Here is a 23,849-nt window from a genome sequence, read left to right on the forward strand (position 1 = left end):
GGCTCAACCCGCTCTCATCGCAAGGCCGCTAACGGCGTCGAAGACCCGCACTGACGACGCCGCGGGTGCGACGACCGCGGTTTGCCCTATCGACAGCCCGACATCATTGTCGAAGACCGCTTTCACGGCGCCGTCGCCCTGGCCGAGGTGAACGATGGTGCGCGCGCCGATGCGCTCGACGAAAGTGACAGGCATGGCAAGCCCGCGTCCATTCTCCGCCAGGGCCACCTGTTCCGGCCGAAAGCCGTAGAGCACCTCCCCGCGAGCACCGCGCACGCTGGCCGCCAGCTCATCCGGCAATGGCGGCGAGACCCCAAGCGCCCCGAAATCGACGACCAGACCCCGGTCGCTCTCCGCAGGTCGGCCCTTGAGCAGGTTCATGCCCGGCGCGCCGATGAAGCGGGCGACGAAGACATTGGCCGGATTGTTGTAGACCTCGAGCGGCGTGCCGACCTGCTGCAGCACGCCGTGGTCCATGACCGCGATACGGTCGGCCATGGTCATGGCTTCCAGCTGGTCGTGCGTGACGTAGACCATGGTCTGCTTGAACTGGCGCTGCAGCTGTTTCAGCTCGGTGCGCATCACCGCGCGGAAGGCGGCGTCGACATTGGACAGCGGCTCGTCGAGCAGGAAGATCGCCGGCTCCATGATTGCCGAGCGGCCGATCGCCACGCGCTGCAGTATGTTGACCGACAGCCGGTCGGCCTTGCGGTCGAGCAGCGGCGTCAGTTGCAGCAGCTCGGCAATCGTGCCGACGCGACGATCGATCTCGACCGTGGCGGCGCCACGCATCCTTGGCCCGTAGGCAAGGTTCTGGCGCACCGTCATATGGGTGAAGATCGCGTAGTTCTGGAACACGAAGCCAACGCCGCGCCGGCCCATCGGCACGCCGGCCATGTCGCGCTCGCCAAACAGGATCTTGCCGCTGGTCGGCTCTTCCATTCCGGCAATCATGTTCATCGTCGTCGACTTGCCGCAGCCTGAAGGCCCCAGCAGAGCCATGAACTCGCCATCGGCGATATCGAGGTCCATGGTCTTCAGCGCCGTGAAGTCGCCGAATGTCTTGGTGAGGTGCTTGAGCTGGATCGTACTCATGCCGCCACCTGCCTTGCCCGGGCCATGCGCTTCATGGCGAACACGGCGACGATGGAGAGCACGACCAGAATGGCGAGCGCGATCGCCGCCACATAGCCCCAGATCAGATCCTGCGTGGTGACCTTGTAGATGTAGACGGAGATCGTTTCGGTGGCGACGCCGGGGCCGCCGCCGGTCATGATGTACAGCGTGTCGAAGATCTTGAAGTTCTCGATCACCCTTATCGCCAGCGCGATGATGATGATCGTCTTCATCTTCGGCAGCACGATGGTGGTAAAGCGTTGCCAGGGATTGGCGCCGAGCAGCGTTGCCGCCTTGATCTGGTCCTCCGGCACTCCGACCAGGCCGGCGAGCAGGATCAGGAACATCAGCGGCGTCCACTGCCAGATGTCGGCGATCATCACCGCGATCAGCGCCAGCGTCGGGTCCGACAGCCAGGCAATGGTGACTTGCGTGCCCGTGATTGCCGACAGGATGTCGTTCACCGGGCCGCCGGACTGGAACAGCATGAAGAACATGTAGCCGGCCACCGCCGGCACCACCATCATCGGCATCAGGAGGACCGAATAGAAGATGCGCTTGCCCGGAAAATCGTCGGCGAACAGCGTCGCCAGCGCCAAGCCTAACAGGAACTCGGCCGGCACGCAGACGACCATCACGATGACCGTGCGCTTCAGCGCACTCCAGAAGCGCGCGTCGGCGGCAAGGTCGGTATAGTTGGCGAAGCTGTTCCACATCTCCCAGGCGTTCCACCAGCCGAGGCCCGAGAGTGGCGACCAGTCGGTGACGCTGATGTAGAGCTGCATCAAGAGTGGAAAGGCCGAGATGAACAGCACCAGGATCTGCGCCGGCAAGGTCAGGCGAAAGCCAAGCCGCATGCCTTCGTCGCGCAGCGCCGGCCTTGCGCGGGCCGCGTCCATCTCACCCTCCGAAATCGTCGCAACCACCGCGCTCATTGCTTGAGCGCTCCGAAAGTCAGCCCGCGCACCAGATGGCGCTGGATGGCGATGCCCATGATGACCGGCGGCACCGCCGCGATCAGCCCGAGTGCGGCCTTGGCGCCATAGAGCTGGCCGGTCATCGACGACGACAGCGAGGCCATGTAGACGGGGATCGTCACCCATTCGCGCGTCGTGAGCAGCAGCGCGATCAGATAGTCCGACCAGTTGAGGATGAAGACGAAGAGGGCAGCACTCGCCAACGGCGCGCGCATCATCGGCAGCGTGATGCGGGTGAAGACGCGCAGCCGCGAGCAGCCCTCGACCAAGGCGGCTTCCTCGATCTCGCGCGGCATGTCGTCGAAGAAGGTCTTCATCAGCCAGAAGGCAAACGGCAGCGTGACGATGCCGTAGATCAGCGCCAGCCCCCACCAGCTGTCGGTGAAGTTGAGGAAGGCCCACATGATCATCACAGGGATCATGACGGCCATCGGCGGAAACAGCCTGAGCTGGATCAGCGCCAGCGGCAGGTTCTGGCCGGAGCCGAAGCGCGACAGGCCATAGGCGGCGGCCGTGCCGGCCGACATGGCGATCGCGGTGCCGAACACCGCCGACAGAAGCGACGACAGGATCGGCTTCAGCGCGGTGCGGTCGAGCGCGACGATCAGATTGTTGGTGGACTCGCCGAACACGAACTGGAAATTGCTGAGCGTCGGGTTCTTCGGCCACCACGTCAGGTCCGCACCCGTCGCCGACCATTCGGCGATCGGCTTGAAGGCCATCGACACCATCCACAGGATCGGCACCAGCGTAACAGCCATCGCCGCGAGGATCGCGGCGTAGCGGAATATCTCGAAGGGGACGGAACGCTTCATCTGGCTGCTTTTGCTGGTGGCGTCGGTTGCGGAGGGGAAGAGCGGATGCTCCTCCCCTCCGGCTTTGATCCAGGGAGATGGATCAGCTGATCGGATCGAGAACGGTCGGCCATGCCTCCTTGTTGGTCCTGATGGCTTCGAGCAATTTGTCCTCGCCAATGCGCCGGGCGATCTTCTTCCACTCGGCTTCCGTGTCGGCCATCGCCTGCTCCAATGTCTTGGCCTTGGTCAGCGAGGCCATCAGGTTTTCGTCCAGCGCGTTGTGGAAGGCGGTGGCGCCGGGATAGTTGATGGTCGGCACCGTACGGGCGACCGTCTCGCGCACCACGTCCATGTGGTAGGCGTGGTAGGTCTGGCGCACCAGCGGATCGGAAAAGTCCGAAAGCCGGAACGGATCGAGATAGCCGCCGGGGTTGGCGCTCATCCAGGCATAGATGCGGGCCGAGCCCAGCCATTGCAGCAGGAGATAGGCGACCTCCTGGTTTTTCGACTGCGACGAGACCATGCCGGTCAGCGAGAACCACAACACGGAGCGGCTGATGAGTTTGCCGTCGATCTCGCGGCCGGGCGGCAGCATCGTGCCGATCTTGCCGGTGACCTTGGAATCCTTGTTGCCGGCATTGTCGAGGAATTTCGGCAGGTTGGAGAACGCACAGGTCATCGCCGCGCCGCCCTTGGCGAAATTGCCGTACTGCTCCGGCCAGCCCCACGAGATCGCGTCCGGCGAATGATGGACCAACGATTCGACATATTCGTTGGTGGCGGCGATGCCATGCTCGGAATTGATCAGCGGCTTGCCGTCGTCGCCGAACAGGAACTGGTTGGGCGAGGCCATCGACACATAGCGCTGGTACCAGTTGGTATAGCCCCAGCCCTGGTTGCGCAGGTCGGTGGAGCCGAACAGGCCCTTGTCCGGACGCTGGAAGAAGGCGGCGATATCGCCGTGCTGCTTCCAGGTTTTCGGCGGCGCCAGATCGTAGCCGTATTTGTCCTTGAAGGCCTTCTTCTCGGCTTCGTCACCAAACAGATCGGTCCGATAGACCCAGGTCTGGAAGTCGCCGTCCAGCGACACGCCATAGTTGGAGCCGCGATATTTGTTGAGCAGCGATACACCCTTGGCGCCGTCGACATAGCCGGTCTTGGGATCGTCCCATTCGGGTTTGTACTGGGCGACGAAGTCGTCGAGCTTGGCGATGCCGCCGGTCTCGGCGAGATCGCCAAGGCGATTCCACTCGGTCGAATAGATGTCGTAGGCCCCACCCTTGGTGGAGATGTCCTGCATGGTTTTGGTGAATTCCTGGCCGTTCGGCAGACCGACGATCTCGATCGGGATCCCGGTTTCCTTTTCCCACAGCTCCTTGATCGACGGCGCCCCGGCCGGAAAAGGCTGGGTGAGCTGGCCGATCGAGCCGTCCGACAGGCCAAGCACGATCTTGGCCGGCGCCTTGCCGGCGCCCTTCAAAGCCTTGGCGGCCTCAATGGCGCGGCCCTCCGGTGTGTCGGGACCGTATTGATAGCGTTCGGCGCCATCGAAGCCCGTCGGACCGCCGATCATGCCAGGTGCGAGCGCATCGGCCGCGAAGGCGCGGCCGGGACGAATGAATTGCGGAGCGATACCTGCGGCGGCCACGAACACCGCCGCCTTTCCTCCGGACGCCAGCAACCGGCGCCGCGAGATGCGGATCAAATCAGACATTGGAATTCCTCCCTCAGGCCCAATGTTTCCTCCACGAGCCCATGAGGGATATTGACGGCAGGATCGGAAGGCTGTCAACATCATTAATAATCAAAACACATCACAACATCGCATAGAGTGAGGAAATGCGTCATACCAAGGTTCATAGACCCCTCCGAATGCGTCGATTTGATGGGAAATGTGATCTCCCTTTCCGACACGATCGTGCCGGACGAGTTGATTTAGCTTGGCGGCTTGCGCATCGGCCAAGGCCGGATACATCATTTCCCATCAGAATCGCGGATCGCGGGGCGTTGGGCGCAATCAGCCGCCAGCCGGCACTGCGTCATCCCTGATGCATTGAGGAGATGAGACGGTGCGTTCCACCCTGACCGACATAGCCCGGGAAGCCGGCGTCTCCGCCGCCACCGTCGACCGCGTGCTCAACAATCGCCCCGGCGTGCGGGCGCGCACACGCGAGATCGTGCTCGAAATGGCACAGCGGCTCGGCTACATCGCCGAAGGCCCGAACGGGGCGCCGCCCAGGCCGGTGCCCGGCGAGGTCATCCGGCTCGACTTCGCGCTGCCGGCCGGCACCAATTCCTTCATCAAGATGCTGCACCGCCACATCGAGGCACAAGCCCTGGCGCGCCCCGATCTCGACGTCCATATCGCCACCATAGAGGGCTTCAATCCCGACCGGCTCGCCCGCCTGCTGCAGGATTTGCGCGGCCAGACGCAAGGCGTCGGTGTCATCGCGCTCGACCATCCGACGGTGCGCGAGGCGATCCGCTCGCTATCGGCCAACGACGTCAAGGTGGTGACCATCGCCTCCGACATCCTGCATGTGCCAAGGGTTGCCTATATCGGCATCGACAACCGCGCCGCCGGGCGGCTGGCCGGCTATCTGCTCAACCGTTTCATGGGCTCAGGCAGCCCCGGCAAGGTGGCGCTGTTTGCAGGCTCGCTGTCCTATCGCGGCCACGAGGAACGCGAGATGGGCTTCCGGCACATATTGACCGAGGAATCGCCCAATCTCGAGATCGTCGAGATGCGCGAAATGCTCGACGACCGCGAAAAGGCCTATTCGGAGGCGTCAGCCCTTCTGGAACGCCACCCCGACCTTGCCGCGATCTACAATGTCGGCGCCGGCAACACCGGCATCGCGCGCGCGCTGAAGGAACGCGGCCGTGCGCAATCCATGGTTTTCCTCGGCCACGAGGCGACGGACGGCACCAAGGAACTGCTGCTCGACGGCACGCTCGACGCCGTCATCGACCAGAACCCGCGCGTCGAAGCCCGTGAGGCGCTCAACATCCTGACCCACGCCGTCCGGGGCCTCCCCTATGAATTGCACCAGCCGAGGCTGCAGGTGATCTTCAAGGAGAACATCCCGGAGATTTGAGGCGCGCGCAGCACTTGGCTCGGCACGCACAAAACAAGGATTTAGGCGGTGTCGGTTAGATCATTTGGAGTAATGACAGGCCTGATCGGCCGGTAGGTTGGCGCGTCCTAGAGGCAGGCGGCAGCCGGATGCAGCGCTCACCCTATCAGCGCGTGCTCATTTCCTGACCTTGCGGACAATCGCCCCGCCATCACCGCCCACATCGATCGCGATCCGCTCGCCGGAAACAATGCCCCCAATGTCGCAAACCACCAGCGGCATGCTGATCGCGTAGAGGAACTCGGCGACGATGGCGCCAACGGCAAGGATCGGGTCCGGCCGTTCCAGAAGAATGCCGGCCGGCGCCGTGCCCCTGCGGATTGCCTCGGCCAAGACAGAGGAAGAAGACGAGGACCCTCGCCCGCTCGGCATGACCAGTATCTTGCCGGAGACATTCTGGCCAAGGCCTGGGTGCGAATGATCCGTTATGTCGCCGGTCTCGGCGTCTATGCCGCCCCAGAAGCTGAGCGGTTGCGAGAACACCAGCGCCGCGCCCTCGGCGGCACCGGCCAGTTGGAATGTGCCGGCTCTTTCAACGACCTTCACTTCAATCGACCGCGTCATGAGGCGCCCCGCACGACGTGCCCTGCGGCGGCGGAGCGGATGCAGTCCTGCATCTCGGCGAAGGCGACGGTCACGCCGATATTGCCCGGCGCATAATGCGCCCATTTGCCGGAATTGGTCATCACGACGCCGTCGAGACGCTCGAGAATCGAGGTGACATAGGTGCAGGTGTCAGCGACCGGGACCAGGCCGAACGCCTCCATGCCAGCCAATGCCCCCTCCTCCTGCAATCGTGTCAGCGTCGCGCGGCCGGTGTTGACATAGATCGGGATGCCCCTGCCCGGCGCCACCGCACGCAGCAACGGCAGCAGGCGCATCCATTCCTCATGCGAGAAATGCGGGGTGCCCAGCGACACGGCCGCCAGCGGCGTCCCGTCGGGTACGCGCGACAGCCTGGCCAGCGCTTGACCGATATCGGCGCGCGTGATGCGGATCGTTGCCTCCGGCGCTTGTCCATGGAACGCCTCGTCGAGTGTTCCCGCTTCCGGCGTGATGCCGACCGCGTGGAACAGCGCCACCGCGCCCGTCGTCGCCGCCGCCGCGCCAAGCGCCTTCAGCTGGTCCTCGTCGCGTGGCCGCGGCAGGCCCGATATGACCGGAACGCGATCGCCGCTCGCTTGCCCGATGATCAGCCCGACGCCGACGAACAGGCTGTCGCTCGGCTCCCCGTCGGCAACATCCAGCTCGAACAGGATGCGGCCGCGCCGGTTCTCGCTGAGATGCAGGCCCCAGCCCGGTGCGCGACCCGTCATGGCACAGCACAGGTCGATGAAATCGCCATAGCGGTTGGTGCGAGCGCCGATCACCGAATTGGCGAAAACGATGGCATTGGACTCGCCCCAGGCGATCTGCTGGCCGAATTCAGGCCGGAACCGCGTCTGGTAGGGGGCACAGGTGAATGTGGCCTGGCAGCCAAGTTCCAGATGCGCCGTCATCAACCGCCGCGCCGGCATTTCTTCAGCCGCCGGCATCTTGACCATGCCGGGATGAATAAGGTCGAACGACCCGACATTGAGCGTCGTCGGCACCCGGACACGTCCGCTTCCCTCGACCAGCCGCTCGACGAAATCGAGCCCTGCCTTGCCGTGATAGAGACAGCCATCGATATGGGCGACTGAGATGTCGAGCAGGCTGCCGGCCCCAACCGCGTTGGAGAAGGCGACGAGGATTTTCATGGCGGCGGCCGCGGCTGGGCCTTGCTCGCCATCGAGCATGGATTGGTCGCGGGCCGTCAGGTCAAGCGTCATCAAGGTGCTCCGGGCTTAACTTGGGCCCGGCTATGCGTTCCTCATTGTCAGCGGTCTGGCAAGAGCCGAAACGACGATCAGCCCGCCGCCGCAATCAGCACTGTGCTCTCCGGCGACCAGCGCAGCACCACATCCTGACCTTCCACCAGCCTGTCGACGCCAGTATTTTGGACGATGACTTTCAACGTCTGGCCGGCGCAGCCGCGAGGCCGAGCGAGCGCCCGGCTTCGATCAGCGAGTCGTCGATAGCCCGTCACCTCGAGGCCGAGGCGGAGTGAAGCCGGCAGCAGCGTCAGATAGAGATTCTGCGAGAAGAAGGCGGCGTAATTGCCCAGCGTGAACGCCCACGGCTTTCCCGTCAGCGGCAGGTCGGTCATGACGGAGAAAAAAGACCGTGGCCGAGAGCGGCAGAAAGACCGAAGGCAATCGCTTTGCAGAAGAACGAAAGCCCGCTCCGGGAACCGGGGCGGGCCTTGGAGGAGGATGAAGGGGTGGGACCCTCTCCTCTTGTTTCCACGGGGGGTGTGGACCGCAATCACCATACAGCCGTCCTGCGGGGCGCATGATCACAAGCCGGCCTGCTTCCATCACATTCCAGTGCACGCCGGCGCGGGTTCGCTCACGGGACCGCGACGCCGGCGACACAAGAGGAGCCGGCTAGATGCGTCCCAGGACGACAAGGATGATGACGATGATCAACACAAGTCCGAGACCGCCACCGCCATAGTAACCGGTTCCGTAGAACGGGCCACCGCCCAGACCGCTGAAGCCGCCGAGCAGCGCGAGGATTAGAATAATGATAAGTATCGTTCCGAGACCCATGGCCTTCCCTGCTCCTGAATGCGCGCTTTCGCGCTGGTTCAACATCGCGCCATTTCGGATGTCGCAAGGTATGAACGTTTTAGAGGGGCTGGCGTTCCGCTGGACTATTGCGGCTACGGAACACACAGCCCGCAACGCAGAAAGCCCGCCTGGACGGCGGGCTTTCCAACCGGCCGGAGGCCAGGAGAGTGCGGTCAGGCCTACGGCTGGTTCCGCAACCTCCCTCAGCCTCAGCGGCGTGCGATCAGCAGGCAGAGCTGCCGCAAGTCGCGGTCATAGGTCCCTTCGCTGCTGAGGACATCGACGCAGCGCTTCTTCATGCGCGTCACCTGCGAGCTTGACATCTGGGCCACGACACCCGGAACGTTGGGGTGATTGGGATTGGATGGGTTGTTCGGGTTGGACGGATTGCTGGGATTGGTGCCGTTGCCGATGCCCGCGCCGACACCAATGCCACCGGCGCCGCCAACACTGGCGCCAAGCCCCGCATTGATGCCACCCGTTCCGCCAACATTGGCACCGAGCCCGGCGTTGATGCCGCCCGAACCACCGATATTGGCGCCGGCTCCTGCATTGACGCCATTGCTGCCGCCGACCGACGCGCCGGGCCCGGCGCTGACGCCCCTCGAGCCGCCGACATTGGCGCCGGCTCCGGCATTGACGCCACCGCTGCCGCCGACCGAGGCACCGACGCCGGCATTGATGCCGCCACCGCCGCCGACCGAGGCGCCGACACCGGCATTGACACCGCCGCTACCGCCAACCGAGGCGCCGACACCGACGCCAAGACCTGCTGCGTTTGCTGGCACGGACAGAACCAAGACTATTGCACTACCCGCCAACACACTGGCGACTGTCTTGATGGTAAAGGCCATAACACTCTCCTGTTGTCGTTGCGCTAGGCAGTCGGCATGCAGCCGATTGCGATGGCAACTACGTCGAAGAGAGTTTTGAGTTTCAATTCACGCTATACATGTGAGCGGCATGGTATTAACTGTCGAAACAAGAAAGCGGTAATGATAATAAAAATATAATATACTTGTAGAAAATATCTAATGGCAGACGTTTGCAATGTCTATATTTTGAGAAGTTTACGAGAAAAAACGATTTAGAGCCAGCTGTTGGAGAGCCGATGATTTGGTGCCAGGCTGCTTGCTACCGAACAGCCAGGATACAGCACCTCACCTGCGGAGCAGTTCCGGACCACTAGCCGCTAAGGAGCCCTGTTGGCCAACTCTGGATCAAACAGGACCGGCCACTCTCGCGTGACAGTCTGGCCTTCAGAATATCCGGTAAAACAGCCTATAGCGCACGCGCTCCATATAAGAGCGGTACTCCGGTTCCGCGGCAAGCAAGGCCTCCTCGCGCAGAATGCGGTACACCTGCAGATAGGTGATAACCGCATAGACGGCGAGATTGTAGAAGGAAAAGGCCGACAGCAGGTAAAGGACATGGCCGGTAAGGTAACCGGCATAGATCGGATGCCGCACCAGGCGGTAGGCGCCGCCGGTCATCACGCCGCGATTGGCGGGCAGGATGGCAAAGGAACGACCCAGCGACAGCTTTCCCCAGATGACGAACCACAGTGCCAGGAACTGCAGCGGCGCGGCGACATAGATGGGGATGATGGGGATGCCCGGTTCCATGGTGATCAAGGCGACACCAAAACTGGCGGTCACCGAAGCGACTACCGCAAGCGGGCTCCAGTCACGCGTCACCGGCCGCCGCGATAGCAGCAGCCAGGTAAAGGTGAGCGTCTCGGAGACCGCCACGAGCGCGATATTGAACCGGGTGGGATCCTGCACGAAGTGATACACGCCCCGGTACACAAACAGCGCGGCGCATGCGAGCGCACAAATGCGAAAGAAGCCTTCGCGCAAGTCGGCCAGGATCTCGCGCTTGCGCGCTTCGGATATCATCCCGCCCTGGTTGACGCGCGGAAGCGTTTCGCTTTTTGGTGCAAGCAAGGCAAGAACCCCGATCATCCCTCGGAGGGACCTTTGCACGCAACCATTGCTGTGCGGTTAACCGAGAAGATCATATCGGCATCAGAAACGGCGACGGCGCCGCCGAAAGAGACACAAGGCACGGCCGTGCAGATTGTCTCCGCTTCGAGGATCGCCAGGAATGGGTTTCGCCCGAGTTGATCCTCTCCTTAAGGGATTGGCCAGCTACCCCAGAAATGCGTTGCTGAAATACCTGGCGAAATCCGGGCTCTGCGGCAGAACCTTACCGTCGGCGTCGCGCAGAATGCCGGCGGCGAAGAGGTAGTTGCCGATCGCTTCCATCTTGGCAGGGTCCAACGTCCCGATGGCACCATTTTGCCCGCGTAGATAATTGCCCTCGAGCAGTGCCTTCAGCGAGGCGTGGACCAAGGCCGGATTCGTCAGGGCATCCTTGTTGGCGGCTATCAGCAGCGTGGCGGCCTCCCCTGGATGATCGACGGCGAATTGGTAACCGCGCCGCGTTGCCTGGACGAAGGATGACGACAATTCGGGGTTCGCCTGGAGATACGCTTCGCTCGAAGAGATAAGCGTCGTGTGCTCATCGGGGACGCCATGGTCGGCATAGACGAAACTGCGCTGCTTGACGTCCCTGAGTTCGGCTTCGACGCCCTCCCAGGTCGACACTTCCAGCGTGAAGTCGACCGAACCGTTGGCCAGCGCCTCGTAGGCGGAAGTGCCCAGCGTCACCGTCTCGAAATCGCCCTTGCCGCCGTCGTGACGGATGATGGTCGAGATCAGCGCGGTCTCCCAGGCGCTGCCGAAACCGCCATAGGTCAGGCCATCCAGATCTTTCGGGCTTTTGATTTCGCTGCGCGCGGCATTGAACACCAGCCGGCCTGTCTCGGACTGCACGACGGCATAGACGCCCTTCAGATCGGCCCCCGCGGTCTTCTGGGTGAACAGGCTGATGGTGCCGTTGATCCCGAAATCGGCGACATGGTTGGCGACAAGCGTGCCGGCACCGGTATCGCTGTAGGGCAGGATGTCGACCTCGATGCCGGCTTCCCCATAAAATCCCTTATCGCGGGCGACGAACAGGCCGATGTGGTTGGTGTTGACCGTCCAGTCGAGGGCGACCGTGACCGTCCGCGTTGCCGCGAAGGAACGGCTCGATCCGGTGATCAGCGGTACGCTGCCGGCAAGGGTGAGCAGCAGGGCTTGCCTGCGCGTCAAGTCAATCATGGCCATGTCCTTTGGATGGCTGGGGGTTGAGCAAAATGTCGAGAATCTCGGCCTCGAGTGCCTCGGCCTGCCGCGTGGCCGCGCTGGCGGGATCGCGCGGGCGCGGCAGCGGCACCTTGATCTCGCGCACGACCCGGGCAGGCCGCGCGGACAGCACATAGATGCGGTCGGACAGGAACACGGCTTCGCGCACGTCATGGGTGATCAGCAACGCCGTCCAGTGGTGGTGCCGCCACATCTGTTCGAGCCAGCGCTGCATGGCCGCGCGGGTCAGTGCGTCGAGCGCGCCGAACGGCTCGTCGAGCAGCAACATATCGCGTTCCTGCACCACGGTACGTAAAAGCGCCGTGCGCTGGCGCATGCCGCCCGAGAGCTGCGCTGGAAAGTGCCGCTCGAAGCCGGCAAGCCCGAACTCGGCAAACAGCGGAGCCACACGCGTCCGTGCCGCCTTGCGGCTGACGCCTTGCACCTCGAGTCCGAGCGTGGTGTTGTCGAGGATGCGCCGCCACGGCATCAGCGCGTCGCGCTGCGGCATGAAGGCGAAATGCCTGCCGTGATCGTCGAGCGGCACGCCGTTGAAGAACATCTCACCCTCGCCATGCTCGGCGCCGGTCAGAAGCTGGAACAGCGTCGACTTGCCGGCTCCCGAAGGTCCAAGGATCGAGACGAATTCGCCGGCATCGACACGAAGCGAAATGTCGGCGAGCACATCGAGCCCGCCAAACGCCTTGCGAACATGCCGCAATTCGAGCCGGCTCATGCTTCTGGACCTTTTCCAGGGCCTTGCCTGCCAGCGGCTCGTTCCCAGGGCATGGCAAGACGCTGCAGCAGCATCGTCAGCCCGAACAGGACAAGGGTGAGCGCTGCGCTGACGCAGACGGCGGCGAGCACCAGGTCGGGACGGAAATTGTTCTTGGCGTTGAGCATGTAGATGCCCAGCCCTTTGGCCGCGCCCGCATATTCGGCGAAAATGGCGCCGACGACGGCATAGGTGATGGATATCCTGAGGCCAGCGAAGAAATAAGGCAGCGCCGAAGGCAATCGTGCCAGCATGAAGACACGCCAACGCCCTGCTCCCATGGCACGCAGCATCTGACCGATCTCCACCTCGGTAGCCTCGTAGCCCTGTACCAGCGCGACCAGCATCGGGAAGAAGGTGACCAGCGCCACCAGCACGATCTTGGGCGTCAGCCCGAAGCCGAACCACAGCACCACCAATGGCGCGATGGCGACCAGCGGCAAAGTCTGGCTGACTATGAAGATGGGAAACAGCGCTCGCCGCAAAGGCTGGAAGAAGTCGACCAGCATCGACAGCGCGAAGGCGGCACTGAGCGAACAGGCAAAACCGATCAGCGTGGCGCGGACCGTGGGAATGGCGTTGTCGACCAAGGCTTCCCGATTGAGCATCGCCTGTTCGAAGACGCGCGAGGGCGCCGGCAGAACCGTCGGCTTGATGCCGGAAATGTTTGCGTACAGTTCCCAGGCCACGAGCACCAAACCGATCGATATCACGGCCGGCGCTGTTTTTGCGAAGAAGCCCGCGACGTTACGCGGGTTGAATGACGATGAGACCACGAGCGGTTCAGACGGCGGTGGGACTGTTGGCCGAGACCGTGACATCGAGGGTTACATGGCCGGCGCCGGGCCCGAAGCGGCAGAAGGCTTCATCGAGGGCCGAGAAGATCGCGCCGGCATCGCCGCGCAGCTTGGTGCAGAAATTCTTGGAGCGATCGTAGACGCCGGACTGCTTCAGGAAATCTATGCAGCCATAGATTTCGTCCATGTGGTCGTCAGTGCCCATCACATAGAGCGAGAACTGCGCCGCCGCCGGCTGGCCAGTGGCCGGCGCGCCGCGCACTGCGGTGATGGCGGCTTGCTTGCGCGGGCCGAGTGGCCCGGCAGGTCCGCCGAACGTGTCGGAGCGGCAGATCGGGTCATCCGGCTCGCCTGGGCAGCCACGCGAAATGGTGGCTGACAGCACGCAATGCCTGCCGCTGCCAGACGCGGCCACGAAAAGGTCGCGCAGCGCAGGGAATAACACCTCGGGGGGCCCGACCAGCAAGGTCGAAATGTCGTCGGTCTCGATCCTGAGCTTGTCGCGGTACGGATCGAGCGCGCCGAGCGCGCCCAGAATGATGCCGACGAAATCGTCGGCCATTGGATATAGGGAAACCTGTGCGCCTGAAAACATCGCCCGCCTCGCTCCGCTGGTATTACCCAGATCAGCTTCTAGGGTCTGTGGGCTTGCCGCCCCCGTCTCAGCCCCGACCGTACGGAGCACCCCTGTGGATAGGCGCGATAAAGCATCATTCGGACGGTTGGGAAAGCTGTTTTTTTGGCAAGCCGCGCTAAAGCATTGCCCGAGCTCCAGGGCAATTGGACATCGCCGGCGCGGAAATTTGTCTGGAACCTTCGCCATTCCGAGGGGTTGTCCCACCAGTCGCTGGACGCGATTCCAGGACCAATTTTCCGTTCGGGATTGTGTCAAAACAAGAGATTGAGCGGTTCATGATTTCCGCGAAACCGTGCACCGTTCCCGGCGACGAGTTCACAGAAAATGGAGACAAATCATGTTCATGAAAATCCTCGCGGCTTCGGCCTTCACCATTGCCGTTGCAACATCCGCCATGGCACAAAGCAATAGCGCAGCGGGCGCGGATGGGCCCGGCGGTAGCGGCAAGTCCGTCACTGTGGACCCAAGCACCCCGGCTTCACCCAGTACGATCGATCCGGGCGCGACCAACAGCACGACCACCACGCCGGGCGACATGAATTCCAATGCGGACAAGAATTGCCCGACCAACCCGCAGGGTGCACAGACGGACGCCAATGGCAACGCCACCGCGCCGACCGTGAACGACAACAACTGCGGAAAGTAGTTTGCCATCGCGATATGAGAACCGCGGACGCAGTTTCCGCGGTTCCCATTATTGGGATTCAGTGTCCGCGACTACCCGCTTGCGGCTCTGGTGCCGCTTCACTGCCCACCCGGCCAAAGACCCTTAATTCAGCGTACGGTTTGCCGGCCCGGGGGCGTGGGAATGAGGCGTATATTTTCATCAGCCGTTTGAGCAGGCGCCCGTAGGTGAGGTGCCGAACCCGGCCATTGGCAAGATCGAACTCCACCATCCCCCACCGCCTTACGGGACCCTTTCCGGTTGGCGGCCCCAGTCGCCTGACCTGGAAGGCCAGCCTGACCTTGCGGCCGGCGACATCCAGATAGATACCGGGTTTAGCGCCCAATACGTGCCACATCCGGGCAACGTGCCCGATCGACATGTCGGACGAAATCGCCATGTGGTCCCGCTCAAGTCGAGCCCAGACGAAATCACCGGCTGGCTGCCGCATCCCCGACACCAGATTCTTGCAATAGCCTGGCGCCACCTCACGCACCAACCGGCGCATCGCGCTCGCCACGCCGTCCACCATATCCCGCCGCGATGCCCAGTCTGCTTCGGTGAACAGCACTTGTCCGAGGATGTCGCCGTCGTCGAAATTGGCCGACATCTTATGCAGTGTCACGCCGCCATGGACCGCATGCTGGCCATCCGCGACGAGACGATGGAGAGGATGCGGCCCCCGGTAGTTGGGCAGCAGCGCCGGATGAAAATTAAGCCCGCCCTTGGGAAAGAGGTCAAGCAGCTGCTGCGGGATCAAGGTCGGGAAAGCGAAGCAGATCAGCACATCCGCGGCGATGTCAGGCAATTGCCGGGCAAGCTCGTTCCAGTCGTAAGGCCGGCGGAATTCGATCAGCTTTACCGGCGTGTTGCCGAGATGGCGCCTGAGCAAAAGCCGGCGCCTCAGCCTGCGCCGAAAATTGCCAATGCTGAAGCCTCTGGATGGGCGTTGAAAACCAGGCACGATGATCGCACCAACACGGTTTCCCGCCTCGATCCATCCGGAAAGCAGCGGCCCGGTATAAGCAGAAACATCCAGGATGAAAATTGCATTGAGTTCCCCGGCGCGGGCCGCGGGTTCGGAAGAAATCATCTTCTCAAGCCCAGCGGGGCGAGACGTAGCCTGCCCGCGCCAGCAATTCGATCACCGTTACAACTCGGCCAGCCAGGCCCGAAAGCCGGCCTGGCCGGTCAGGCTGCCTTGGAAGAAAGCGGTCCCGCCGCAACACTTGAGAGTCTTTCCCGCTTCACCAACACCGGCTTTTCGTAGATCTTCTTCATGCTCATCCCCGATGATCGATCAACCCACACAGTTGGCCAGCAACGCAACGAACTGTCAACCGCCACGGCGGCTAACAGCCCCTATGCGTATGATCCTTGGCAATCGACGGGCGTTTATACCCCACCTGCTGCCAAAACGGCTGGTGAACCTTATGAAACCGCCTTTTCACGAACCGGCAGCTTCCAGCCTGGTCTGACGAAATGGCAGGTGTAGCCGTTGGGATATTTCTCGAGATAGTCCTGGTGCTCGGGTTCGGCCTCCCAGAACGCTCCGGCCGGCGCAAGTTCGGTGACGACCTTGCCGGGCCACAGGCCGGAGGCGTCGACATCGGCGATGGTGTCCTCCGCCACACGCTTCTGCTCCTCATCGGTGTAGTAGATTGCGGAGCGATAGCTCATGCCGACATCGTTTCCCTGGCGATTGCGCGTCGTCGGATCATGTATCTGGAAGAAGAATTCCAGAAGCTGGCGAAAGCTGATTTTCGCCGGGTCGAAGGTGATCTCGATGGCTTCGGCATGCGTGCCATGATTGCGATAGGTGGCGTTCGGCACGTCGCCGCCACTGTAGCCGACACGCGTGGCAAGGACACCCGGGAAGCGCCGGATCAAATCCTGCATGCCCCAGAAGCAGCCGCCGGCAAGCACTGCACGTTCGCTCGAAGTCGCCATGTCACGTCTCCTCAAAAGGCAATTCCGGGGAAGTGTAGCGGCTCTCCGTCGGGAATTGCGCGGCACAAACTTGGATAGTGCATAAATGGGCATTATTGCCTGGTTCGTCCAGTCAGACGAGCGGCCGTCCGCTTGTATTATAGGGAATGGGATCGCACGTCGCCGCTCACCCTAGCTGCGCGGATGCCGGGTCCGGCTACTGGCGGCAGCCGGCAGATATCGCGTGCCGGGCGGAATGACGGCAAAGCTGATCACCACCGGCGGTGCCTCGCGCGACCAGTTGAAAAGAACGGTCTTGACCGGGATATTGTCCACCCATGCCAGCAGCCTTGACGGCACGTAACGACCCGACCAGACCATCAGCATGCCGTGGTCGCGCAACCGCTGCCTCGTGATCCAGGGTGCAAACCGCATATCGAGATCAGTGAAGATAGACGGCTTGTCATAGGCGTTGAGGCCAGCCAGCATGGCAAGATTGGTGTCGCCACCGACGATGTCGAGCCGGCCCGGCGCCGCCGCGTGCCAGATTGCCTCGGCCTCGTCCGAGATCGGCCGCGCCGGCCAGCAGACGGCGTCCATGCGTCCACGCACATTGCAGTCCGTCCATCGGATCGCCCCATAGGCGCCCGACATGGCGACGATGCAGATGAAGGCGCAGATCGCCAACCTTCTCATCTCGACGGCACCGAGCCGGTGACCGAGAAAGGCGAGCGCGACGACGCCGACAAGATTGTACATCGGCGCGCCCCAGGCTTCCCCGGTGCCGGTGAACAACGAGACCACCATGATCAGCGCCGCCGGCCCAAGCCCCATCCAGCAGAGATAGACGAGCGTGTCGCGCTCGACCGGCACTTGCGGGGCTGGTGAGCGCCGCAATAGCCCTGATAGCGCCAACACCAGGAGAAAGCCGGAAAGGCCGGCCATCTGGACGCCGATATAATAGAGCCGCGCCCGATGCTCGCTCACCCATGCATCGCGGCCGGCGAAATAGGTCAACGGCAGGAAATCGATGCGGTAGAGTGCGATGGCAAGCGGCGCGGCGACGGCGAGAAACACAGCCAGGCCAAGCCATGGCCAGGGTGTCGCCAGCCGGCTGCGCGCACGTGGGTCGCACAGCAGCCAGAGGCCGCCGAAGGCAAGCAGCAAGCCGGTGGAGAACTTGGCGTAGAGCCCGACGCCCGACACCAATCCGAGCGCCAGCCACCAGCCCGGCCCGCCGCCGCGGCTGGCGCGCCACAGCAACCAGCAGATCGCCGCCCAGAACGGCATCTGCGCATAGTCGTGATTGAATTGCGGCGTCGGCCAGCCGAAGAAATAGACCGACGGCATCAAAAGCACGGCGGCCAGCGCTTTGTCGCGGCCGAGCGTGTCGCGAGCCAGCAGGCAGACCAGGACGAAAGTGGCCGAGATCGTCAGCTGGGCCAGCAGATATTGCGGCCAGCGGAACGATCCGGTCAGGAGATGACTGGTCTCGAGCAGCCAGCCGGGGAGTTGCGGATGCTTGTAGGTCAAAAGCACCCATTCGCGGCCCCACATGAAGCCTTCCACGACGTCGCCGGGCGGTGCGGGATCGATGAGTGTTGGCACCAGGGTCCAGCACAGGATCTGCACCAGGCACAAAAGTGCCAGCAAACCCCAAGGGTGCCGAAGCAGCGCGGACCAGACCAATGACGAGTCCAGGCCCACGGCAGGCAGTGCTGCCGGCACCCAACGATCCATGGAGTCGTCAATTCCCGCCATGCCGCGCTTAAATCACATCGCCCGGTTTGCCGAATAGCCCCAAGGTCAAAGCTTACAAAAAAGTATACTTGGGTGCCATTGCAATACCAAGATTGAGCGGGAATCTCGGCATTCTATTGCCCTCCCCGGGCAAAACAGCCCGCACACCTGATCCCACTTCAGCATCCCGGACATTCGATGCGTCACCAGCATGCCGTCATCCATCACCGCGCGCTCGACTTCTGGCTGGCACGCGCGGCTGTCCTCGTCATCATCTGCCTGCAGCTTCTGGTCATCAACGATCTTTCGTTCGGCCCTCGCTGGCTGGCGCCGGCGCTGGAGGCCGCCCTGCTGGTGCCCCTGTCCGTGGCCACCGCCTGGACGCAGGTCGCCACCCAGAAAGCGGTCGAGGAAGAGCACTGGTATCTCGTCGGCCGTTTTCGCGTCATGATCCGCAGAACGGCCCTGGTAATGACCGGCGTCGTCAGTGTCATGAACTGCGGCTCGCTGGTGCTGCTGGTGCGCGCTTTGCTGGCGGGACATGCCGGCAGCAGCGGCCAGACACTGCTGGTCGACGCGCTCAATATCTGGCTCACCAACATCATCGTTTTCGCCTTGTGGTTCTGGAGCACCGACCGCGGCGGGCCGCCGACCTGCGGACTGGTCAAACGCGCCCATGCCGATTTTCTGTTTCCGCAAATGACCCTGGACGATCGCGAGGTCCGCGACTGGCTGCCTGGCTTCGTTGATTATTTCTTCCTCGCCTTCACCAATGCGACGGCGTTTTCACCAACCGACACCTTGCCCCTTTCCCAGCGCGCCAAGCTTTTGATGATGGCGGAGGCGATGATCTCGCTGCTCACGATCGCGCTGGTCGCGGCCCGCGCCGTCAACATCCTGGCCTGAGTACGGTTTTCCGACCTTGCGCCGAAGAGGAGCCGGGCCTCGTATCCGTGAAACGATGAGCGGCCCGAAAACGCAAGAAAGCCCGCCCCGGCGTGAGCCAAGGCGGGCTTTTGGTTCGATCGAGGCCTCAGGTGCCGGTCCCAAAGCAAGGCCGGCGGTCAGTCCTCCGGGGCTGGCCCGAACTTCCGCACGATCACCTCGAACAGAATATCCGAGAGGACGTCCAATTGGTTGACGGCGACACCGAAATCCTTGGGCAGCACGGACAGCACGATCTTCAGATACTGGTCCGGCTTGTCGGTCCGCACCTCGGCGAGGACACCGGCGCCATGCGCCTGAAAATCGGCCCGCACGGCGGCGAGGAAATCATCGCCCAATGTTTTCTTGGTCCGCTTCGGCCGGGGCGTCTTGGCGGATACCGGACTGGCAGCGGGCTTGCGCCTTGCCGCCCTGGCCTTGCGGCGCGCCGGCCCGGTTTCACCGGTCATGGGTCCGCGCCCCGACATTGACATCACCGGCGGCGGCCTTCGGCGGCGCCTGCCTGGCCCGCTTTTTCAAGCGGGCGGATTTCTTCCTGGCCTTTCCGCGCTTCGGCTTCGCGGCCTGTGCGGGCCTCGCCACAGGCCTTGCAGCCTTGAGCCGCGCCATTGCGAGACCTACGAGCTGTGCGCCGATACCGGCCTGCGGAAAGCAGAAGCCACCGGCCGCATCGCGCACCATGCCAATCAGCACGCCGGCGGGAACCTCCTCGACGCGGCCGAGGCGCGCCACAGGGCCGGCGCCCTCGAATTCGCCGATGGCGCTGACGATCTCGCGGCCGTCATCGCCGGTGATGATGCTGGCATAGCGGGGCATGGGATTCTCGCATCTCGCGGAAGCAGCGCTCTACGGCGCCACCGCATCGGCAGGCAGCCCAACCAGGGCCAGAAACAGAAAACCCGCCTCGGCGGCGGGTCGGTGGCGCAAATCAGCACCATGGATAGATTTATAGCATCGCTGCCCTCACCGGTCAATGCCAAATAGGAAAAAATTCATATTTCTCCGGGAGGCATGATCCCGGCGGCTGACGTTTATCCGGCTGTTCATGAACCGGCACCTGTGAAATCATCAGCGCCAGCTCATGGAATGATTCCCGTCGCACGGCCTTGTGGGAGAGGACGATGGACAGACCAGCCATGGCATCCGTCTTCAGGATGCGGCACGCTCCGGCCACGGTTTCCGGTGTGCGCAGCACCGGCCAGGGTCAGGCCGATCCGGTCATCCGGGTGCACTCGCTTGGCGAAGCGATCCGCTTCGTCGCCAACGCTTACCCCAATTACGACATCGGCACCGTCGCCATAGATTGCGGCGACCCTTCGATCCCACGCCTCGGCAGCCTGGAAGTCAGGGCGCTTTGGCGCGAGTATGGCGAGCGCCTGACGCAGGAGTAGCGCCTGACCGCTCACGATCGGCGCGCTGGTTCCCGCACGCCGGCCGGATCGGAAACGCCGCTGATGCGTTCCACTGCGATCAACGGAGGGAGAAATCCATGAACGTCGCCAACCTGCAACTCGAAGGCCTGCTGATGGCCGTCGCCTCGATCAACCACGTCCTGGTAAAAAAGGGGGTGCTGACGTCGGAGGAGATCGACATCGCGCTCCGCAAGGCCGAGGCGTCGGAAACCGGCGAGGAGCGATCGGACGGCATGTCGGCGTCGAACCGCGACGCCGTCAATTTTCCGATCCGGCTGCTGGAACTCGCCAACCAGTGCCAGCCGGAGGCCGACATGCCGTCTTTCTCGAAGCTGGCCCGCATGGTCGGCCAGATGAAGGAGCCCTACAACGATCAGATGTGAGATCCCTGCCCCTGGCGGACTCCTCGTGCCCTGCCCCCGGCATGCTCATTACGCCCTGCCCGGCCATCCCAGGTTCAGCGCCAGAATTCTTCCAGGTCCGTGGACCGCCGCGAACAGCAGTCCGGCCAGGAACGAAAAATGGTCGACGAAGAAACCGAACTCGGCCTGGTTGCCGGCCCAGTGGCTGGGTCCGTGGAAGGCAAAGGCAAGGAACAGCACATAGGCGGCGGCGACCAGGGCGGCTTGGGTGAAGAAGGCGCCGCTGAGGAAACACAGCACCAGGGCCACCTCCAGGATTGCCGCGCACCATGCCAGGAAGAGCGGGAACGGAAAGCCCGCGGCCGCGATATAGCCCGCCGTGGCCTCCATGCCCAGGAACTTGAAGGTCACCGCCATCAGGAAGACGGCGGCGAAGATCAGGCGGGCGACGAGAAGGGCCGCGGTCTGCCACGGCGATTGTGCGATTTGGGGCGACATGGTTGTTCTCCAGCTTCATCAGCCCCAAGGACGCACCGCCATGTGCCGATCCGACATGCCGGGCAAAAATTTTCACCGGTTCCGGTTTGACGCCCGATGCTATGGCAGCGCACCGCTCGAAGGAAGAAGCAAGACCGCTTACCGGCAGGCACAGCTTTAGAAATTCTTAATGATCCTGAAACTTGTCCGTAACCCTGATCGTGATATTGTTAGCCGGGGCTAATGCACAGCTATGTCTGGTGCACGATATGGGTGGGTGGGTTTTGGGCGCAAGCGTCAGGCTGGGGACGAAGTCCTATCTGGTCCGGACACCGGTTCTGGAGTGCGAAGGCTGCGGCGGCACTGGACAGGTTTTCCAATGCCCGCGCTGGACGAGTTCCAGCGGCCTTTGCTGCCCCGCCGGCACGCATCGCCGCGGCTGTCCCGGCGCCAGCGCGCGCTGCGCCCAATGCAGCGACACCGACAGCACCGGCCCGACCTCTTCATCGGCCTAGGCTGAACTGGCGTTGCTCCGCGATGGAACCAGCATCGCCGATCCGTGTTATGTGTGACCGCGACATATAGGCGTCCGCGCGACCATGCGGCTTACAGAAAGTGAGGCCCGACATGCCTGACGACAAATCCAAGACCAAACAAGACCGCAAGCTGGTCTCGAGCGAGGAAACTTACGAGGTCGCGGCCTTCGCGCGCAAATACGGCATTCCGCAGAGCGAGGCCCAGACCATCATCAAGCGCTACGGACCCTCGCGCAAGAAGCTCGACAACCACATGGCCGCCCGCGGATAGAAGGAGCGGCCGCAAGGCGGCAACCAATTCGCCGGCATGGCGTTGAAGAATGCTGCGGGCCGCGTCAACCGGGCTCGGCGGTACGGTGAACAGGATGTCTTTTTCCCGGTTTCTCATCCTGGCCAACGAAATGGCAGACGAGCATCTGTCCCGCCCGGCCCGCGGCATGCCAAACTGACGGAGCCGGCCATGGCTGGAGCAGCCCTATGGCAGGCAAAGCCAGGCTGGCGAAACGGAGGGCGCAACCATGTCCGACACAACACGCAGGACCGGCAGTTGCCTGTGCGGTGGCGTGCATTTCGTCGTCAACGGCCAGCCGTCGCGGGTTGGCCTTTGCCATTGCAAGGATTGCCGCAAGGCGGGTGGTTCGGTCTATTCGGCCTTTGCCATCTGGCCGCGCGATGCGTTCGAGACATCGGGCGAAGTCGCCAGCTACGGCACACGCAGCTTTTGCCCGACCTGCGGCAGCCGCGTCGCCTGGGTCGACGACAACGAGGCCGAGGTGATGCTCGGCAGCCTCGACGTCGCACCGACGGATCTGGCACCGCAGTATGAATTGTGGACCGGCCGGCGCGAAACCTGGCTGCATGCCTTGCCCGACGCCGAGCAGTTCGAACATGATCGGCCGCAAGCACAGGATGTCGATCCGCCGGCGCCCAGGCCCTTGTCGGACGCCGTCGCGCGCGACTGAAAGCATGGTTAAAAATTGATTGTCCGGGCTCGGAACCCTCCCCTGACGCCGACGTTATCCGGCGCTTCCTCGGTGCATGTCGGCCGATGTGCATGATTCATGGAGACGACCGTTGAACGACAAGATGTTTCCCCGACCGATCCGCCTGAAATTCGCTCCCGAGCGGGAGCGCGTGGTGCGCAGCGCCTGGGAGGGGCTGGAATGCCTTGGCGACTGGCCGGCCGGACAAGGCCGTCAATACCGCGCGGCACTGCGCAGCTGCCGCGATGCGCTGGACGGCTGGACGCCGGCGGAAAAGGCGATGCGGGCGATGATCGACGCCGCGCGCGAGGCGCGCATCCTGCAATGAGGACCCAGTAGCAGGAGAAACCAATGGCCGGTTTGATGCTGTCGACACCGCTGCGGGTCAAGCCCCATGGCTCGGACACGATCCGCGAGGTGGCCACGCTTCAGGACGCCAGTGAAATCCTGATCGACTGGCCACAGGCCAGGCGCGGCCCCTTCTACCAGACCGCGCGCGAAAAGATCGAGTCGGCGCTGGCCAACAATGAGGGCGCGGCACAGGCGCAGGAAGCCTTCACCGCGCTCTGCGATCACGCCGGCCTTCTGGTCAGGTAAGCCACGGCACCGTACGAACGAAAAAGCAGGCGATCTCGCCTGCTTCCAGACTGCTGACAAACCCCTGGCTTTTGCCGGGGGTTTTTGATTCACTGGGTCATGTTGAAGCGACCCGCCCCTGAA

The 23,849-nt window shown here is 63.1% G+C and carries 29 protein-coding genes, 2 pseudogenes and 1 riboswitch; of the genes and pseudogenes, 9 read left to right on the forward strand and 22 right to left on the reverse strand.

The window, feature by feature from the left end; all coding sequences use genetic code 11:
* Nucleotides 1-3 precede the first annotated feature (3 nt).
* From LB524_RS28390 to LB524_RS28405, 4 genes are all read right to left on the reverse strand, one after another.
* Nucleotides 4-1,095 carry an ABC transporter ATP-binding protein gene (locus tag LB524_RS28390; RefSeq protein ID WP_140824138.1) on the reverse strand — a complete coding sequence of 364 codons (1,092 nt, stop codon included), beginning with the start codon at nucleotides 1,093-1,095 and terminating at the stop codon, nucleotides 4-6.
* A complete protein-coding gene (locus LB524_RS28395; protein WP_140824137.1) occupies nucleotides 1,092-2,051 on the reverse strand; it encodes a carbohydrate ABC transporter permease in 960 nt (319 codons plus the stop codon). Before LB524_RS28395 ends, LB524_RS28390 begins: the two co-directional genes overlap by 4 nt.
* Nucleotides 2,048-2,908, reverse strand: coding sequence for a carbohydrate ABC transporter permease (locus LB524_RS28400; protein ID WP_015317068.1), 861 nt, complete (start codon nucleotides 2,906-2,908; stop codon nucleotides 2,048-2,050). Before LB524_RS28400 ends, LB524_RS28395 begins: the two co-directional genes overlap by 4 nt.
* Before the next feature lie 82 nt (nucleotides 2,909-2,990).
* Nucleotides 2,991-4,604, reverse strand: a complete 1,614-nt coding sequence (locus tag LB524_RS28405) for an extracellular solute-binding protein (protein WP_224531668.1) — start codon at nucleotides 4,602-4,604, stop codon at nucleotides 2,991-2,993.
* Between the two features lie 355 nt (nucleotides 4,605-4,959).
* On the opposite strand from LB524_RS28405, the gene LB524_RS28410 reads away from it, so the two are divergent.
* Entirely contained in the window at nucleotides 4,960-5,988 is a 1,029-nt protein-coding gene (locus LB524_RS28410) for a LacI family DNA-binding transcriptional regulator (protein WP_140876241.1), read from the forward strand.
* Between the two features lie 156 nt (nucleotides 5,989-6,144).
* Here the strand turns inward: LB524_RS28410 and LB524_RS28415 are convergent, their stop codons facing one another.
* The 11 genes and pseudogenes from LB524_RS28415 to LB524_RS28460 form a co-directional block, all read right to left on the reverse strand.
* The gene (locus LB524_RS28415) at nucleotides 6,145-6,591 is read right to left on the reverse strand and encodes an aconitase X swivel domain-containing protein (RefSeq protein ID WP_224531670.1); all 447 of its coding nucleotides are present in this window, start codon (nucleotides 6,589-6,591) and stop codon (nucleotides 6,145-6,147) included.
* On the reverse strand, nucleotides 6,588-7,838 hold the full coding sequence (locus LB524_RS28420; protein ID WP_224531673.1) for an aconitase X: 1,251 nt from the start codon (nucleotides 7,836-7,838) through the stop codon (nucleotides 6,588-6,590). The genes LB524_RS28415 and LB524_RS28420 overlap by 4 nt, the downstream gene beginning before the upstream one ends.
* 77 nt (nucleotides 7,839-7,915) lie before the next feature.
* Nucleotides 7,916-8,032: pseudogene (locus tag LB524_RS29050) on the reverse strand (spermidine/putrescine ABC transporter ATP-binding protein); the annotation flags it as partial.
* A gap of 57 nt (nucleotides 8,033-8,089) precedes the next feature.
* A pseudogene (locus LB524_RS29055) lies at nucleotides 8,090-8,264 on the reverse strand (ABC transporter permease); the annotation flags it as partial.
* Nucleotides 8,265-8,495: 231 nt separating this feature from the next.
* Nucleotides 8,496-8,660 carry a DUF3309 family protein gene (locus tag LB524_RS28430; RefSeq protein WP_023769518.1) on the reverse strand — a complete coding sequence of 55 codons (165 nt, stop codon included), beginning with the start codon at nucleotides 8,658-8,660 and terminating at the stop codon, nucleotides 8,496-8,498.
* Nucleotides 8,661-8,890: 230 nt separating this feature from the next.
* The gene (locus LB524_RS28435) at nucleotides 8,891-9,535 is read right to left on the reverse strand and encodes a hypothetical protein (protein WP_224531678.1); all 645 of its coding nucleotides are present in this window, start codon (nucleotides 9,533-9,535) and stop codon (nucleotides 8,891-8,893) included.
* Nucleotides 9,536-9,940: 405 nt separating this feature from the next.
* The gene (locus tag LB524_RS28440; protein ID WP_224531680.1) at nucleotides 9,941-10,627 is read right to left on the reverse strand and encodes a methyltransferase family protein; all 687 of its coding nucleotides are present in this window, start codon (nucleotides 10,625-10,627) and stop codon (nucleotides 9,941-9,943) included.
* A gap of 204 nt (nucleotides 10,628-10,831) precedes the next feature.
* The gene (locus LB524_RS28445; RefSeq protein ID WP_224531682.1) at nucleotides 10,832-11,848 is read right to left on the reverse strand and encodes an ABC transporter substrate-binding protein; all 1,017 of its coding nucleotides are present in this window, start codon (nucleotides 11,846-11,848) and stop codon (nucleotides 10,832-10,834) included.
* Complete coding sequence (locus tag LB524_RS28450) at nucleotides 11,841-12,608, reverse strand: ABC transporter ATP-binding protein (protein ID WP_224531684.1); 768 nt, start codon at nucleotides 12,606-12,608, stop codon at nucleotides 11,841-11,843. Before LB524_RS28450 ends, LB524_RS28445 begins: the two co-directional genes overlap by 8 nt.
* Nucleotides 12,605-13,468: an ABC transporter permease gene (locus tag LB524_RS28455; protein ID WP_224531686.1), complete on the reverse strand. Its 864-nt coding sequence runs from the start codon at nucleotides 13,466-13,468 to the stop codon at nucleotides 12,605-12,607. Before LB524_RS28455 ends, LB524_RS28450 begins: the two co-directional genes overlap by 4 nt.
* Entirely contained in the window at nucleotides 13,431-14,039 is a 609-nt protein-coding gene (locus LB524_RS28460) for a YkoF family thiamine/hydroxymethylpyrimidine-binding protein (RefSeq protein ID WP_015317050.1), read from the reverse strand. The genes LB524_RS28455 and LB524_RS28460 overlap by 38 nt, the downstream gene beginning before the upstream one ends.
* Nucleotides 14,030-14,143: riboswitch (TPP riboswitch) on the reverse strand. Its footprint overlaps the gene before it by 10 nt.
* A 275-nt stretch (nucleotides 14,144-14,418) precedes the next feature.
* Here LB524_RS28460 and LB524_RS28465 point away from each other — a divergent pair.
* Nucleotides 14,419-14,727, forward strand: a complete 309-nt coding sequence (locus LB524_RS28465) for a hypothetical protein (protein ID WP_140718388.1) — start codon at nucleotides 14,419-14,421, stop codon at nucleotides 14,725-14,727.
* A gap of 58 nt (nucleotides 14,728-14,785) precedes the next feature.
* Here LB524_RS28465 and LB524_RS28470 read toward each other — a convergent pair whose 3' ends face one another.
* The 3 genes from LB524_RS28470 to LB524_RS28485 form a co-directional block, all read right to left on the reverse strand.
* Nucleotides 14,786-15,838 carry a formyltransferase family protein gene (locus tag LB524_RS28470; protein ID WP_140876257.1) on the reverse strand — a complete coding sequence of 351 codons (1,053 nt, stop codon included), beginning with the start codon at nucleotides 15,836-15,838 and terminating at the stop codon, nucleotides 14,786-14,788.
* Between the two features lie 338 nt (nucleotides 15,839-16,176).
* Nucleotides 16,177-16,695, reverse strand: coding sequence for a peptide-methionine (S)-S-oxide reductase MsrA (gene msrA, locus LB524_RS28480; protein WP_140620653.1), 519 nt, complete (start codon nucleotides 16,693-16,695; stop codon nucleotides 16,177-16,179).
* 171 nt (nucleotides 16,696-16,866) lie between these two features.
* Nucleotides 16,867-18,414 carry a glycosyltransferase family 39 protein gene (locus tag LB524_RS28485; protein ID WP_224531688.1) on the reverse strand — a complete coding sequence of 516 codons (1,548 nt, stop codon included), beginning with the start codon at nucleotides 18,412-18,414 and terminating at the stop codon, nucleotides 16,867-16,869.
* Nucleotides 18,415-18,612: 198 nt separating this feature from the next.
* Between LB524_RS28485 and LB524_RS28490 the strand changes: the two genes are divergently transcribed.
* Entirely contained in the window at nucleotides 18,613-19,320 is a 708-nt protein-coding gene (locus LB524_RS28490) for a hypothetical protein (protein ID WP_015317045.1), read from the forward strand.
* 158 nt (nucleotides 19,321-19,478) lie between these two features.
* Here the strand turns inward: LB524_RS28490 and LB524_RS28495 are convergent, their stop codons facing one another.
* The 3 genes from LB524_RS28495 to LB524_RS28505 form a co-directional block, all read right to left on the reverse strand.
* Complete coding sequence (locus tag LB524_RS28495) at nucleotides 19,479-19,808, reverse strand: hypothetical protein (RefSeq protein ID WP_140725420.1); 330 nt, start codon at nucleotides 19,806-19,808, stop codon at nucleotides 19,479-19,481.
* Nucleotides 19,798-20,175: a hypothetical protein gene (locus tag LB524_RS28500; protein ID WP_140725417.1), complete on the reverse strand. Its 378-nt coding sequence runs from the start codon at nucleotides 20,173-20,175 to the stop codon at nucleotides 19,798-19,800. The genes LB524_RS28495 and LB524_RS28500 overlap by 11 nt, the downstream gene beginning before the upstream one ends.
* A 154-nt stretch (nucleotides 20,176-20,329) precedes the next feature.
* Nucleotides 20,330-20,497, reverse strand: a complete 168-nt coding sequence (locus LB524_RS28505; protein ID WP_181174002.1) for a hypothetical protein — start codon at nucleotides 20,495-20,497, stop codon at nucleotides 20,330-20,332.
* Between LB524_RS28505 and LB524_RS28510 the strand changes: the two genes are divergently transcribed.
* Complete coding sequence (locus LB524_RS28510; RefSeq protein WP_224531690.1) at nucleotides 20,496-20,750, forward strand: hypothetical protein; 255 nt, start codon at nucleotides 20,496-20,498, stop codon at nucleotides 20,748-20,750. The genes LB524_RS28505 and LB524_RS28510 overlap by 2 nt on opposite strands.
* Nucleotides 20,751-20,848: 98 nt before the next feature.
* Entirely contained in the window at nucleotides 20,849-21,154 is a 306-nt protein-coding gene (locus LB524_RS28515; protein WP_015317041.1) for a hypothetical protein, read from the forward strand.
* Between the two features lie 48 nt (nucleotides 21,155-21,202).
* Here the strand turns inward: LB524_RS28515 and LB524_RS28520 are convergent, their stop codons facing one another.
* The gene (locus tag LB524_RS28520) at nucleotides 21,203-21,631 is read right to left on the reverse strand and encodes a DoxX family protein (protein ID WP_140620672.1); all 429 of its coding nucleotides are present in this window, start codon (nucleotides 21,629-21,631) and stop codon (nucleotides 21,203-21,205) included.
* A gap of 606 nt (nucleotides 21,632-22,237) precedes the next feature.
* Between LB524_RS28520 and LB524_RS28525 the strand changes: the two genes are divergently transcribed.
* The 4 genes from LB524_RS28525 (at nucleotide 22,238) to LB524_RS28540 (ending at nucleotide 23,726) form a co-directional block, all read left to right on the forward strand.
* Nucleotides 22,238-22,417, forward strand: a complete 180-nt coding sequence (locus LB524_RS28525; protein WP_015317039.1) for a DUF3606 domain-containing protein — start codon at nucleotides 22,238-22,240, stop codon at nucleotides 22,415-22,417.
* Between the two features lie 247 nt (nucleotides 22,418-22,664).
* Nucleotides 22,665-23,108: a GFA family protein gene (locus LB524_RS28530; RefSeq protein ID WP_015317038.1), complete on the forward strand. Its 444-nt coding sequence runs from the start codon at nucleotides 22,665-22,667 to the stop codon at nucleotides 23,106-23,108.
* A 112-nt stretch (nucleotides 23,109-23,220) separates the two neighbouring features.
* The gene (locus LB524_RS28535) at nucleotides 23,221-23,457 is read left to right on the forward strand and encodes a DUF982 domain-containing protein (protein ID WP_015317037.1); all 237 of its coding nucleotides are present in this window, start codon (nucleotides 23,221-23,223) and stop codon (nucleotides 23,455-23,457) included.
* Nucleotides 23,458-23,480: 23 nt separating this feature from the next.
* Nucleotides 23,481-23,726 (forward strand): DUF982 domain-containing protein, encoded by a 246-nt coding sequence (locus LB524_RS28540; RefSeq protein WP_015317036.1) that lies wholly within the window; start codon nucleotides 23,481-23,483, stop codon nucleotides 23,724-23,726.
* The last annotated feature ends 123 nt before the right edge of the window (nucleotides 23,727-23,849 follow it).

Source organism: Mesorhizobium sp. ESP6-5, from assembly GCF_020164695.1.
GTDB lineage: Bacteria > Pseudomonadota > Alphaproteobacteria > Rhizobiales > Rhizobiaceae > Mesorhizobium > Mesorhizobium australicum.

Bases quoted from the DNA above. Each gene is read 5' to 3' on its own strand.
- LB524_RS28520 (WP_140620672.1), bottom strand. From the start codon at position 21,631: ATGTCGCCCCAAATCGCACAATCGCCGTGGCAGACCGCGGCCCTTCTC.
- LB524_RS28460 (WP_015317050.1), bottom strand. From the start codon at position 14,039: ATGTTTTCAGGCGCACAGGTTTCCCTATATCCAATGGCCGACGATTTC.
- LB524_RS28510 (WP_224531690.1), top strand. From the start codon at position 20,496: ATGGCATCCGTCTTCAGGATGCGGCACGCTCCGGCCACGGTTTCCGGT.
- LB524_RS28430 (WP_023769518.1), bottom strand. From the start codon at position 8,660: ATGGGTCTCGGAACGATACTTATCATTATTCTAATCCTCGCGCTGCTC.
- LB524_RS28390 (WP_140824138.1), bottom strand. From the start codon at position 1,095: ATGAGTACGATCCAGCTCAAGCACCTCACCAAGACATTCGGCGACTTC.
- LB524_RS28500 (WP_140725417.1), bottom strand. From the start codon at position 20,175: ATGCCCCGCTATGCCAGCATCATCACCGGCGATGACGGCCGCGAGATC.
- LB524_RS28405 (WP_224531668.1), bottom strand. From the start codon at position 4,604: ATGTCTGATTTGATCCGCATCTCGCGGCGCCGGTTGCTGGCGTCCGGA.
- LB524_RS28540 (WP_015317036.1), top strand. From the start codon at position 23,481: ATGGCCGGTTTGATGCTGTCGACACCGCTGCGGGTCAAGCCCCATGGC.
- LB524_RS28465 (WP_140718388.1), top strand. From the start codon at position 14,419: ATGTTCATGAAAATCCTCGCGGCTTCGGCCTTCACCATTGCCGTTGCA.
- LB524_RS28450 (WP_224531684.1), bottom strand. From the start codon at position 12,608: ATGAGCCGGCTCGAATTGCGGCATGTTCGCAAGGCGTTTGGCGGGCTC.
- LB524_RS28455 (WP_224531686.1), bottom strand. From the start codon at position 13,468: ATGTCACGGTCTCGGCCAACAGTCCCACCGCCGTCTGAACCGCTCGTG.
- LB524_RS28395 (WP_140824137.1), bottom strand. From the start codon at position 2,051: ATGAGCGCGGTGGTTGCGACGATTTCGGAGGGTGAGATGGACGCGGCC.
- LB524_RS28505 (WP_181174002.1), bottom strand. From the start codon at position 20,497: ATGGCTGGTCTGTCCATCGTCCTCTCCCACAAGGCCGTGCGACGGGAA.
- LB524_RS28530 (WP_015317038.1), top strand. From the start codon at position 22,665: ATGTCCGACACAACACGCAGGACCGGCAGTTGCCTGTGCGGTGGCGTG.
- LB524_RS28485 (WP_224531688.1), bottom strand. From the start codon at position 18,414: ATGGATCGTTGGGTGCCGGCAGCACTGCCTGCCGTGGGCCTGGACTCG.
- msrA (WP_140620653.1), bottom strand. From the start codon at position 16,695: ATGGCGACTTCGAGCGAACGTGCAGTGCTTGCCGGCGGCTGCTTCTGG.
- LB524_RS28490 (WP_015317045.1), top strand. From the start codon at position 18,613: ATGCGTCACCAGCATGCCGTCATCCATCACCGCGCGCTCGACTTCTGG.
- LB524_RS28415 (WP_224531670.1), bottom strand. From the start codon at position 6,591: ATGACGCGGTCGATTGAAGTGAAGGTCGTTGAAAGAGCCGGCACATTC.
- LB524_RS28400 (WP_015317068.1), bottom strand. From the start codon at position 2,908: ATGAAGCGTTCCGTCCCCTTCGAGATATTCCGCTACGCCGCGATCCTC.
- LB524_RS28470 (WP_140876257.1), bottom strand. From the start codon at position 15,838: ATGATTTCTTCCGAACCCGCGGCCCGCGCCGGGGAACTCAATGCAATT.
- LB524_RS28495 (WP_140725420.1), bottom strand. From the start codon at position 19,808: ATGACCGGTGAAACCGGGCCGGCGCGCCGCAAGGCCAGGGCGGCAAGG.
- LB524_RS28435 (WP_224531678.1), bottom strand. From the start codon at position 9,535: ATGGCCTTTACCATCAAGACAGTCGCCAGTGTGTTGGCGGGTAGTGCA.
- LB524_RS28525 (WP_015317039.1), top strand. From the start codon at position 22,238: ATGCCTGACGACAAATCCAAGACCAAACAAGACCGCAAGCTGGTCTCG.
- LB524_RS28420 (WP_224531673.1), bottom strand. From the start codon at position 7,838: ATGACGCTTGACCTGACGGCCCGCGACCAATCCATGCTCGATGGCGAG.
- LB524_RS28445 (WP_224531682.1), bottom strand. From the start codon at position 11,848: ATGATTGACTTGACGCGCAGGCAAGCCCTGCTGCTCACCCTTGCCGGC.
- LB524_RS28515 (WP_015317041.1), top strand. From the start codon at position 20,849: ATGAACGTCGCCAACCTGCAACTCGAAGGCCTGCTGATGGCCGTCGCC.